Genomic DNA, 11,612 nt, shown 5'->3' on the forward strand with positions numbered 1-11,612 from the left:
AAAGATGATTGCTATGCCAAACGGCGCCTCAAATCCCATACTGACAGCGCCAGCAGGCTAAGCTGTAGTGCACAGAGGAAGGCCCACAGTTATGCCTCATCGCCGGAGGCCTGTCTTCCCGGCGCTACAGGCTCAGGTCACCCGATATCCAAGGGCCCGCCTCACTGGCGCTAAGGACTGTGGCGTCACTGCAATCGCGATAAATCGATAAGTGTGCAGTAACAGGAAATCATAAATGACAGCAAAGGAAGCGGTACCCGTTCGCGGTGACGATCATGCGGACGATGATTTTTCGGTGATCCAACCCGTCGGCTTTACACCGGTTCAGGTGGAATCCGGGGGCAGAAAACTATTGCTGTCACCCCGCGCCCTCACCATTGCCGGGTGCCTGCTGCTGGGCCTGCTCGCCCTGGTTTATCTCCTGATCGCCCGCTCGCTGATTTTTGAAACCCAACCAGCGGATGCTGATGTCAGCGTCAGCGGACTCGCCCTGCCACTCGGTGACGGCCACCTGGTTCTACCCGGTCACTACAGCTACACCGTCAGCGCCACCGGCTACCTGCCCAAAAGCGGCGAAGTGCAAGTGACCAGCGATGGCCACAGCCGCCATGCGGTAGCCCTGGAGAAACTACCGGGGCATCTGCAGGTGGTCAGCGACCCACCTGTTCCGGTGCGCATTCTGGTCAATGGCAGCGAGGTGAACAGTGAAAACGGCCTGGCCAAGAATATTCCCGCGGGACAAAAACGCATCACCCTGCTGACCGAGCGCTACCTGCCCTACACGCGCGAGATCGACATCGAGGGCCTGGATAATACCCAGCGCCTGCAGGCCGCCCTGCGCCCCGCCTGGGCCAACGTGCGCATCAGCAGCAACCCGCCCGGCGCGACGGTAACCGTCGAGGGCAAGGTGCTCGGGACCACACCGTTGAATGCCGAACTCATTCAGGGTGACAGGGTAGTCAGCCTTTCGCTGCCGGAGCACAAAACCGCCGATATTCCCGTCGCCGTCACCGCCGGAGTGGATCAGACACTGGCGCCGGTAGATCTCGGTGCCGCAGACGGCTTACTGCGCGTCGTCAGTACACCGGAAGGCGCCAGCGTGACGGTAGATGGCGAATTCCGCGGCCACACGCCCCTGGAACTGGCACTCTCTTCCGACGGTCCACACCAGCTGCGTTTCTTCAAGGATGGCTATACCTCTGTGGAACGCAGTATTGATGTCGGTGCAGGGATTGAACGCGACCTGAACATTACCCTCGACGCCGTTTACGGTCGTGTCCGCATTACCAGCAGCCCCGAAAACGCCCAGGTCTATATCGACGGCAGGCTGGCCGGTACCACCGGTGAAACCTTCAACCTGCCCGCACGCAGCCACAGTATCCTGGTGCGTAAAAATGGCTTTGAGGATTACGAAACCAGCGTAGTGCCCAGCGCCAAGCTGGAACAGAGTATTCGCGCGGTACTGCTCACCGCCGAACAGGCGCGCTGGAGCAAAGTCCCCGCGGAAATCAGTCACCCGGCCGGCGGCACAATGAAACTGATGCGCCCCAATGCGCAGTTCACCATGGGGTCCTCGCGCCGCGAGCAGGGCCGCCGCGCCAACGAAGTGCTGCGCAAAATCTCCCTGACCCGCCCCTTCTACCTGGGCACCACCGAGGTAACCAATCGCGAGTTCCGTCGTTACCAGCGCATGCACAGTTCCAGCCATGTAAATGGTGTCAGCCTGGACAACGACAGCCTGCCAGTGGTGAATATCAGCTGGGCCGATGCCGCCATGTTCTGCAACTGGCTCTCGGAGCGCGACGGTCTCAAGCCGGTCTATCTCACAGAGCGCGGCCGCGTGACAGGTTTCGATGGCAGTGCCAATGGCTACCGGCTGCCAACCGAGGCCGAGTGGGCCTGGGTTGCGCGCTACGAGCGCGGATCCATGCGCAAATTCCCCTGGGGCAATGATCTACCGGTCAGGGCCAATTCCGGCAACTTCGCCGACAACCACGCCGCGCAACTGGTACCGGCGGTACTGCGCACCTACAGCGACCGCTATGCCGCCACCGCTCCCGTTGCCAGCTATAGTGCCAACGACCTGGGGGTTTACGACCTGGGCGGCAACGTCTCCGAGTGGATCCACGATCTCTACACCATCGGCACGGGGCTGTCGATGCGCCGCGAAGAAAACCCCGTGGGCCCACAGGACGGCGATTATCACGTGATCCGCGGATCCAGCTGGCGCCACGCCGGCCTGACCGAACTGCGCCTGTCCTACCGCGACTACGGCGCCGAGCCGCGCAACGATGTGGGCTTTCGCGTGGCGCGCTGGGTAAATTAGGAGAGAAATCATGGCTATGCGTAGAGTGCGCCGCGCGCACCAAAACACCGGGAACCCGGACTCCGTTGTGGTGCGCACGGCGCACCCTACGGCAGCGATCTGCGCAGTCGCTTCGCTACTTTGCCTCGTGCTGGCTTCCACTTCTCTCGCAACTGAAGAAAAGAACGAAGAAGAAAAGACGGTCACGGTGGCGCTGGCCAAGTCCGAGAAGAAAAGTAAAGAATCCGACGCTGACGACTACAAGGCGTCCGAGGAGATCTCCGAAGACCTTTCGGTCTCCTACCCAGTAGATATTTAGAGAGCGAACTTTGCAAAGAGCCTAACCATGAAATTCAAATCCTCCGATTTTATTTTCCAGCTGTTCGCACTGCTCGGTGCGATCATCCTGGTTCACGCCATTTACGTGGCCATCATCCGTCCCAATGCCGACGCCCTGATCGAGGAGCAGCTGGCGCGCGAAGCTGCCGGGGAAACCTATGTGCAGCAGAGATCACTCTATATCGTGATGCGCGATTACGAGCAGGAGGCCTGCTTTGTATTGATGCTCTGGGCCATGGCAATCATGGGTTTGAAGGCACGCCGCAGCATGCGCGAACGCCAACTGCTGGACAAGGCATTGCTGAATGTCAGTGAAGGCACACCGATTCTTCCGGAAGATGCGCGCGACCTTTCCAGGCCAATTCAGGCACTACCGGAAGAGGAACGTAACTTCCTGCTGCCCCGCGCCCTGCTTACCGCGCTGCAGAGATTCGGTTCCACCAGAAATGTGGCCGCCGTCTCCAATTCGGTAAAGGAGGTATGCGATACCGAGGGCGACCGCCTGGATAGCGAGCTTGCCATGGTGCGCTACATCACCTGGGCCATTCCCTCCATCGGGTTTATCGGCACGGTGCGAGGTATCGGGGAGGCGCTGTCCCAGGCACACCGGGCAGTAGAGGGGGATATTGCCGGGGTTACCGTCAGCCTGGGTGTGGCCTTCAACTCCACCTTTATTGCCCTGGTAATCAGCATTGTGATCATGTTTTTCACCCACCAGTTGCAGTTGATGCAGGAGCGGCTGGTACTGGATACGCAGAATTACTGTGACAGCAACCTGCTCAGGTTTTTGAAGGTCAGTTAAATATCCTGTAGGAGAGACGGGGCGGCCACCCGCCTCTCCTACAGACAATGATTGGGCCCAAGAGGCAAAATGCATACAGAGGAATAAACCCATGGGACAAGGAGTCCTGGACATCAACGACTGCGGCCTGCGGGTCTTTGTCGGAACCGATGAAGTGCTGGAGAGCCCAGGCGTGGCGGTTATAGAAAACCAGCAGATACTGGTCGGCACGGCTGCTCTGATGCAGGCCCGCAGCCACCCCACCAAGGTAAACAACCAGTTCTGGCGGCGCCTGAGCCTGGAGTCACTGAAATCCGAAAACGTCCGTTGCCGCCACCACGCCGATCTCGCCTACTGCCACCTGCAGGAAATTGCCGATCACTGCGACCTGCCCGACGAAGTCATGCTGGCAGTGCCGGGAAATTTTACCCGCGAACAGCTGGCACTGCTGCTCGGTATCATCAACGAGAGTCCGATCAATGCCGTTGGCCTTGTGGATGCGGCCAGTGCCTGCATCAGTCATCTGGCACCCCGCGGCGTTCACCTGCAGGTGGAACTGCAGCTTCACCAGACGCTGGTCAGCCGCGTCGCCGTCCATGAGCAGGCCGTTCTCGATATCGCGGAGGCGGTGAGCGATTCCGGGCAACAGAACTTCCTCGACGCCTGGGCGCGGGTATTTACCGACGCATTCATCATGCAGTGTCGCTTCGATCCCCTGCACTCGGCAGAAGCGGAACAGCAGCTCTATGACATGATGCCGCAGTGGGTCAACCGCGCCATGCGCCAGGGTGAAGTGCTGGCGGAACTCGACGATCGCACGGCCAAGGTAAGCCTGCGCCAGCTCCAGGATGCCAGTACACCTATATTGTCGCGGGTGCGCGCCATGATCGAGAACCTGGCCGAAAGCAACAGCGTGGTGTTCGTCTCCCACCGCTGGGCCGAGATACCGGGCGGCGCCCAGCTGGCCGAGCGAATCCACCTGCTGCCTCACAACTGTATCGCCCAGGCCGTGGCCGGACGCTGGCAGGAAATTCACAGTGAAACCTCTGCGCTGCGTATGATCACCGCACTCAGCGCCGCGCCCGCCAACGAAGTCGCGGTGCAGATCAATAGTGCCACCGAGGCCGCAGCAACCCACCTGCTATTCGGGCACCGCGCCCTTGCCGCACAGCAGCCGCTGTTCGTCTTCTGGCAACAGGACAAGTTCAGTATCACGCCCACGCCGCCCGACCACCCCGCCGCCACGGTGACCAGCCACGCGGGCAAGCTGGCCCTGAGGGTGGACGCCGGTACCCGCCTGATGCTGAACGGCGAGGAAATTGCCACACCGGTCAACCTGAGCGCCGGCGACAAAATCGGTGTCGCAGACTATGACGACGTGATTACCGCGATCAGTGTGGAGCATTATGGCGCGTAAGAAGAGGCGGTTTTCCACCTTCAGCCTGTCTTTCCTCGACATCATGTCCTGTGGCTTCGGCGCCGTGGCACTGATCTTTCTGATCATAAAACACGGTTCCGATCACGATATTGAAACGGAAACACAGGATCTGGCCGCGGAAGTCAATCTGCTGCAGGAGGAAGTGGAGTTCGGGCGCGAGCACCTGGTGCTGGCACGCAATACCCTCGATGTCACCAGCGATGAGCTCGCCGAGACCCAGGGCTTGGCCCGGCGCATTATTGAGCAGATAGAGGCCGTCAAGGGCAATATTGCCCAAGTCGACAGCAGCACTGAAGAACAGGACATCAAGCGCCTGCAGGAGAAACTGAAGAAGCTGGAAGAGGCCAAGAAAAACCTGGAAGAGGAGAACAAAAAGCTCGGTAACAATGTGCGCAAGTTTGTCGGCGATGGCGACCGCCAATACCTGACCGGCCTGCGCCTGGGGGGGGACCGCATTCTGATACTACTGGACGCCTCCGCCAGTATGCTGGGGGATGAACTGATCAAAGTGATTCGCACCCGCAACATGTCCTCAAGGGTAAAGCGCGATACGGAAAAGTGGCGTCGCGCCGTCAGCACGGTTTCCTGGCTTACCGCGCAGTTCCCCCAGGACAGTCAGTACCAGATCTACACCTTCAACACTGGTTTCCGCGCCGCCATTCCCGGCACCGAGGATCGCTGGCTCAATGTGGATGACCGCGACCAGCTGGACAAGGCAATGAAGGAACTGGACAAGGTGGTTCCGGATGAGGGCACCAGCCTGGAACGGGTTTTCAATGCCATCAACGGCATGTCTCCGCTGCCGGACAATATCATCCTGATTACCGACGGTTTGCCCACCCAGGGAATGAAGAAGCCGCGCGGGACCACTATCTCCGGTAAGGCGCGGCGCGACCTGTTCAGGCGCGCGGTCAAGGTGTTGCCGAAAAATGTGCCGGTCAACGTGATTCTGGCCCCCATGGAGGGCGATCCCTTTGCCGCCAGCGAATTCTGGAAACTCGCCATGGAGACCCAGGGCTCCTTCCTGGCACCTTCGAGGGACTGGCCATGACACGCAAGAATTCGAGGCGCGCGCAGGATGAATTCAGCATTTCGTTTCTCGACGTCATCTGCTGCGGATTCGGCGCCATAGTGTTACTGCTGATGATTGCCAAGACTGCGGAGCCAATTGTGCTGGAGGAGGCCGAACTGGACCTGGACGGCCAGGTCCAGGACCTGCAGAACCAGCTGGCGGAGATTCGCGGTGAGACCAGCATTCTCAATCGCGATCTCAATGCCAAACGCGAGCAGCTGGATATAGAGCGCAAGCGCATTGCCAGGCTGCGCGGGGAACTGGATACACTGCAGGCACTCTACGCGCGCAAAACCGAGGGCGAGAACGAGGAAGGCAAGCTCAAGGGTAAGCTGACGGTAGCATTGCAGACCATGACCGAGGAAATGCGCCGACTGCTGGGGGAAAACTACCAGCGCAAGAACAATGTCATCGGCGGAATCCCCGTAGACAGCGAGTACATCCTGTTCATCATCGACACCTCCGGCAGTATGTTCAACTACGGCTGGGACAGGATGATGAACGAGATGGTCAACACCCTGGACCTCTACCCCAACGTCAAGGGCATCCAGGTAATGAACGATATGGGGGACTATATGTTCTCCAACTATCGCAACAAGTGGATCCCCGACACCCCCGGCCGCCGACAGGCGATACTGCAGCGCCTGCGATCCTGGAACCCATTCAGTAACTCCAGTCCGGTAGAGGGAATCCAGAAGGCGGTGCGCAGCTTTTACGATCCCAATAAGAAAATCAGTATCTATGTACTGGGCGACGAGTTCACCGGCCGGTCCATTCGCAATGTGATGCTGGCGGTTGACAGGGTCAACGCCCAACACGGCGAGGCGAAACGCAATGTGCGCATCCACGCCATCGGATTCCCGATCCAGTTCTCCCGTCCACCACACCTGCAAACGACTGGATTGAGATTCGCCGCCCTGATGCGGGAACTGACCTATCGCAACGGCGGCACTTTTGTCGGGTTAAACGATTTTCGATAGCCGGGAGCAAGCCGGTAGAGAGGAATCGAGGAGATTGAGATGGAACACTCGAGACACGGATTTTCCATACGATTGAAAATCACTTTAATTTTTTTGACACTACTGGTGGCCTCCTGTTCGCACACGGTTCGCGTCGACGGCAGCTATCCACAACCGGTGGGACAGCAACACCCGCTGACCGTAGGCATCTACCTGAGCGACGATTTCCGCAATTTCGTCTACCACGAAGACAGCGAAGACCGGGACGAGTGGAATATCAATACCGGACGAGCACAGAAAAACCTGTTCGAAACCGTGCTCGGATCCATGTTTACCGAGACAATTTCCCTGTCCCAATACCCGCAAAACCTGCCGAAGAATGTGGAGCTGGTCATAGTGCCGGAAGTCAGGGAGTTGCAGTTCACCATGCCCCGGGAAACCCGGGTCAACATTTTCGAGGTGTGGATCAAATACGATATGCATGCCTACGACCAGAAGGGTGAATCTGTCGCCAACTGGGTCATTACCGCCTACGGCAAGACGCCGACGGCCTTCCTGAAATCGCAGGAAGATGCCCTGGCCCAGGCCATCAATATTGCGCTGCGCGATGCCGGCGCGACCCTGTACACAGGGTTTGAACGGGTACCTGAGCTGCAGGCGCTGCTCGCCGACAAGCGGCGTGCCCTTTCCCTGAAGGAATCCGAACCGGCGGACGTACGGAACTAGAGGAGGTTGTCGTGTTCAAGTCACTTTTTGCTTTTGGTCTGGCGCTGCTGAGCGGCTGCACAACGGTAGTCATCGACGAGTACCGCCGCAGCGACGGCGAACTGGCTGAGGGGGATTCAGTTGTCATTCTCGGCCGGCGTCACTCCAGTGATTACGAAACGGAACCGGATCTGATCGACTGTGTGGGGCGCCAGCTGCACAACCCGGATCGCGGGGTGAATGTTATTCCTGAAAAGCAGTTTGTCGACGCCATGTACCCCTGGTTCGAGCCGCGCACGGCACCGATGCACCTGCGCTCTCTGGACCGGATGATGGAAATCCCCAACTTGCGCGAGCGCATGGAGGCCTACGGCGTTAAGTATATTGTCTGGATCGACGGATCCACCGAGACCACGGCCAGTGCCGGCTCCATCGGTTGTTCCATCGGAACCGGCGGTGCCGGCTGCTTTGGCTTTGGCACCTGGGACAAGGAGTCAGACTATGAAGCATCGGTATGGGATTTTCGCGACCAGGAGCTCTCCGGAAAACTCAGCGCCGACGCCAAAGGCACATCCTATATGCCGGCCATAGTCGTGCCAATACCACTGATTGCACGGGTACAGAACAACGCTTGTAAGGGTATGGCCGCACAGCTGCAGGAATTCCTGCTGCCATCGGGCGGCAGGTCCTAGGGAGAAAATACAAAAGGGAGGGAAAGATCGATGCACTATTTCAATAAACACTTGTTCAAATACCTGATCATCACCACTCTGGCCGCGGCCACCGCTGGCTGCGCCTTCAATCCGGCCACAAACCGGCCGGACCTGGTACTGATGTCAGAGGAGAAGGAAATTGAGATCGGCAGGGAGATGCACCAGAAGCTGGTGGAGAGCACACCGATATACAAGGACCCGGTACTGACCGCCTATGTCGATCACGTAGGCCAGAAAGTGGCCGCGGCCAGCGACAGGCCGGAATTGAAATACCACTTCACGATTATCGACAGCCAGGATATCAATGCCTTTGCCCTCCCCGGCGGCTATGTCTATATCAACCGCGGCCTGCTGACCTATCTGCATTCTGAGGCGGAAATGGCGGCGGTATTGGCCCACGAGGTGGGCCATATTACCGCCCGTCACGCGGTGCGCCAGAAAACTGCGGCCACCGGTGCCGGCGTCGCCTCGGTGCTGTCAGTTCTGGTCACCGGCAGCGGTGTAGTGGGAGATGTGGCAAATCTCTGGAGCACGGCGGCAGTTAAAGGGTATGGCCGTGACATGGAGCTGGAAGCTGACCGCTTCGGCGCCCAGTACATGTATAACGCCGGTTACGACCCCCAGGCAATGATCAATGTGATCGGCCTGCTCAAGGACCAGGAAACTTTTGCCCGGCGCCGCGCACGCGTTGAGGGCAAAAAGCAGCAGACCTATCACGGTGTCTTTTCCTCGCACCCGCGTAACGATATCCGCCTGCAGGAAGTCGTGGAGGCCGCGGGCAAACTGCCCGAGGATCGCAAGATCACCAAGATTGAATACTATCGCGAGAAGACCGACGGACTGGTCTACGGCCAGAACGCCCAGCAATCGGAAAAGAATCGCTACAATCACAAGCGCCTGGGTTTTTCCCTGCTGTTTCCGGAGGGCTGGAAAGTGGAGAACCAGCGCTCCTCCATTGTCGGCACGGCACCGGACGGCAAGGCATCATTCACCATCAGGGTGGACCAGCGCAAGAACAACCAGCCCGCCGATATGACACTGCGCGAGTTCTACGATGTGCGTGATCTGGATCAGGATGAGGAGCTCAACCAGTATCGGCTCCTGGGCCATACCGGCAAACTGCCGGCCGCCGGCGATACGGATCCGGACAGGGTTGCGGTCATCTATTACGGGAGCCGCCAGTATATTCTCGAGGGCAAGATCAATGACGGTGACGTCAGCGATGCGGAATCGCTCAATGAGTATGACAATCTGTTCCTAACCAGTATCCGCAGCTTCCGTCCCCTGCGTAAAACTGACATTATCAAACCCGATATAAAGCGGGTCCGCTATGTCTTGGCCAATGAGAAGACTACCTTTGCCTCTCTGGCCCGACATATGGAAATCGGGGACTACGCCGAAGAGCAGCTTCGTCTGCTGAACGGATACTTTCCACGCGGCGAGCCCAAGCCCGGTGAGTGGATCAAGATAGTGCAGTAACCCGGGAGCGCGGAGCTCCAGCTCCGCTTGCGGGCCGCAGGCCCGCCTCTGCGAAAAAAACAACAAGCAAAACCGATAATAATAAGGAGCACTCCATGTTCGGCATGATGATGCAATCCCAACTCACACTGACCGGTATCATGCGCCACGCCCAGAGCAATTTCCCCAACAGTGAAATTGTCTCTGTGACCGCGGACAATCCGCAGCACCGCTACACCTATCGCGAAGCCTTCGAGCGATCCGCGCAACTGGCCAACGCACTGCAGAAACTCGGCGTCCGGCCCGGCGACCGCATCGGCACCCTGGCCTGGAACGACTACCGCCACTTCGAACTCTACTACGCCACCTCCTGTAGCGGCCTCGTCTGCCACACCATCAACCCGCGCCTGTTCCAGGAACAGATTGCCTATATCGTCGAGCACGCAGAAGACCGCTGGCTGTTTATCGACCCCATGTTCGTGCCACTGCTGGAGACATTGGCCGAAAAACTTTCCGCCGTCAGGGGTTACGTGGTGCTCACAGACAGCGCCCATATGCCCGAAACCCGCCTGCCCAATGTGCACTGTTACGAAGAACTGCTGGCTCTGGAGACAACCGAGTTCGACTGGCCGCAACTGGATGAGAACAGTGCCGCCGCCCTCTGCTATACCTCCGGCACCACCGGCAATCCCAAGGGCGTACTTTACTCTCACCGCGCCATGGTGCTGCATACCTACGGCGTACTGCTGCCAGACGTGTTCGCGCTACAGGGCAACGAGGCGGTATTGCCGGTAGTGCCAATGTTCCATGTCAACGCCTGGTCCATCCCCTATGCGGTTCCCGCTGTGGGGGCCAAACTGGTGTTCCCCGGCCCCAAAATGGGCTGCGGCGAGACACTGAGCAGACTGATGCAACAGGAGGGTGTAACCATCGCCGCCGGGGTGCCGACCGTCTGGCTGGCCCTGCTCAAATTCCTGCGCGAAAGTGGCGAGACGATTCCCAGCCTCAACCGGGTGGTGGTGGGCGGTTCTGCCTGCCCCTGGCGCGTCATGGAGGAGTTCGAGCACAGCCACGGTGTCTACACTCACCACGCCTGGGGCATGACGGAGATGAGCCCGCTGGGCACCTACAACGCCCGGGTACCGGATTCACTTCCGGCGGAGGATGCCCGCGCCCTGCGCCTGAAGCAGGGGCGCGCCGCCTACGGTGTCGAAATGCGCATCGTCGACGATAGCGGTCAGCCGCTGCCCCACGACGGCGAGGCCTTCGGTGCCCTGCAGGTGCGTGGCCCCTGGGTCTGCGAGCGCTATTTCAAGGCCGAGGAATCGGCGCTGACCGCCGACGGCTGGTTCGATACCGGCGACGTGGCCACCATAGACCCGAGCGGCTACCTGGGCATCACCGACCGCACCAAGGATGTCATCAAGTCCGGCGGCGAATGGATCTCCTCCATCGAACTGGAGAACTTCGCCATGACACTGGACGGCGTGGCCGAAGCGGCAGTGATCGGTGTCGCCCACGACAAGTGGGCCGAGCGCCCACTGCTGATCGTGGTACCGACTCCCGACACCGAGCCTGATCCCAGGGCGATCCTCGAAGCCTTTGAAGGCAATGTGGCAAAGTGGTGGATACCGGACGACTGTGTGGTGGCCGGAGAACTGCCCCACACGGCCACGGGCAAGATCAGCAAGAAGGACCTGCGCCAGCAGTTTGCCGGGTACCGCTGGCCGGAAGAGGTGACCGCTTAGGTCCCTCATCCCGCACATTTTCGCCGCCGCGGGCCCCCCCCGGCCCCGGCGGCCGCCCCCCCCCCCCCCCCCCCCCCCCCCGCCCCCACCCCCC

The 11,612-nt window shown here is 59.5% G+C and carries 10 protein-coding genes; all 10 read left to right on the forward strand.

The window, feature by feature from the left end; translation table 11 throughout:
• The first annotated feature begins 235 nt into the window (after positions 1–235).
• The 10 genes from IG627_RS07535 to IG627_RS07580 all read left to right on the forward strand — a co-directional run bounded on the left by IG627_RS07535 (position 236) and on the right by IG627_RS07580 (position 11,518).
• On the forward strand, positions 236–2,326 hold the full coding sequence (locus IG627_RS07535; protein ID WP_193191735.1) for a PEGA domain-containing protein: 2,091 nt from the start codon (positions 236–238) through the stop codon (positions 2,324–2,326).
• 10 nt (positions 2,327–2,336) lie between these two features.
• Positions 2,337–2,624: a hypothetical protein gene (locus IG627_RS07540; RefSeq protein WP_193191736.1), complete on the forward strand. Its 288-nt coding sequence runs from the start codon at positions 2,337–2,339 to the stop codon at positions 2,622–2,624.
• A 27-nt stretch (positions 2,625–2,651) separates the two neighbouring features.
• On the forward strand, positions 2,652–3,446 hold the full coding sequence (locus IG627_RS07545; RefSeq protein WP_193191737.1) for a MotA/TolQ/ExbB proton channel family protein: 795 nt from the start codon (positions 2,652–2,654) through the stop codon (positions 3,444–3,446).
• Between the two features lie 91 nt (positions 3,447–3,537).
• Positions 3,538–4,842 (forward strand): hypothetical protein, encoded by a 1,305-nt coding sequence (locus tag IG627_RS07550; RefSeq protein WP_193191738.1) that lies wholly within the window; start codon positions 3,538–3,540, stop codon positions 4,840–4,842.
• Positions 4,832–5,914, forward strand: a complete 1,083-nt coding sequence (locus IG627_RS07555; protein WP_193191739.1) for a vWA domain-containing protein — start codon at positions 4,832–4,834, stop codon at positions 5,912–5,914. The genes IG627_RS07550 and IG627_RS07555 overlap by 11 nt, the downstream gene beginning before the upstream one ends.
• Entirely contained in the window at positions 5,911–6,915 is a 1,005-nt protein-coding gene (locus IG627_RS07560) for a vWA domain-containing protein (RefSeq protein WP_193191740.1), read from the forward strand. Before IG627_RS07555 ends, IG627_RS07560 begins: the two co-directional genes overlap by 4 nt.
• 93 nt (positions 6,916–7,008) lie before the next feature.
• Positions 7,009–7,620 (forward strand): hypothetical protein, encoded by a 612-nt coding sequence (locus IG627_RS07565; RefSeq protein ID WP_226864816.1) that lies wholly within the window; start codon positions 7,009–7,011, stop codon positions 7,618–7,620.
• An 11-nt stretch (positions 7,621–7,631) separates the two neighbouring features.
• Positions 7,632–8,291 (forward strand): hypothetical protein, encoded by a 660-nt coding sequence (locus IG627_RS07570; protein WP_193191742.1) that lies wholly within the window; start codon positions 7,632–7,634, stop codon positions 8,289–8,291.
• 30 nt (positions 8,292–8,321) lie between these two features.
• Positions 8,322–9,791 carry a M48 family metalloprotease gene (locus IG627_RS07575; protein WP_193191743.1) on the forward strand — a complete coding sequence of 490 codons (1,470 nt, stop codon included), beginning with the start codon at positions 8,322–8,324 and terminating at the stop codon, positions 9,789–9,791.
• 95 nt (positions 9,792–9,886) lie between these two features.
• Entirely contained in the window at positions 9,887–11,518 is a 1,632-nt protein-coding gene (locus IG627_RS07580) for a long-chain-fatty-acid--CoA ligase (protein ID WP_193191744.1), read from the forward strand.
• Positions 11,519–11,612 lie beyond the last annotated feature (94 nt).

Source organism: Microbulbifer taiwanensis (assembly GCF_014904815.1).
GTDB lineage: Bacteria > Pseudomonadota > Gammaproteobacteria > Pseudomonadales > Cellvibrionaceae > Microbulbifer > Microbulbifer taiwanensis.

Bases quoted from the DNA above. Each gene is read 5' to 3' on its own strand.
- IG627_RS07545 (WP_193191737.1), top strand. From the start codon at position 2,652: ATGAAATTCAAATCCTCCGATTTTATTTTCCAGCTGTTCGCACTGCTC.
- IG627_RS07555 (WP_193191739.1), top strand. From the start codon at position 4,832: ATGGCGCGTAAGAAGAGGCGGTTTTCCACCTTCAGCCTGTCTTTCCTC.
- IG627_RS07580 (WP_193191744.1), top strand. From the start codon at position 9,887: ATGTTCGGCATGATGATGCAATCCCAACTCACACTGACCGGTATCATG.
- IG627_RS07550 (WP_193191738.1), top strand. From the start codon at position 3,538: ATGGGACAAGGAGTCCTGGACATCAACGACTGCGGCCTGCGGGTCTTT.
- IG627_RS07575 (WP_193191743.1), top strand. From the start codon at position 8,322: ATGCACTATTTCAATAAACACTTGTTCAAATACCTGATCATCACCACT.
- IG627_RS07560 (WP_193191740.1), top strand. From the start codon at position 5,911: ATGACACGCAAGAATTCGAGGCGCGCGCAGGATGAATTCAGCATTTCG.
- IG627_RS07535 (WP_193191735.1), top strand. From the start codon at position 236: ATGACAGCAAAGGAAGCGGTACCCGTTCGCGGTGACGATCATGCGGAC.
- IG627_RS07540 (WP_193191736.1), top strand. From the start codon at position 2,337: ATGGCTATGCGTAGAGTGCGCCGCGCGCACCAAAACACCGGGAACCCG.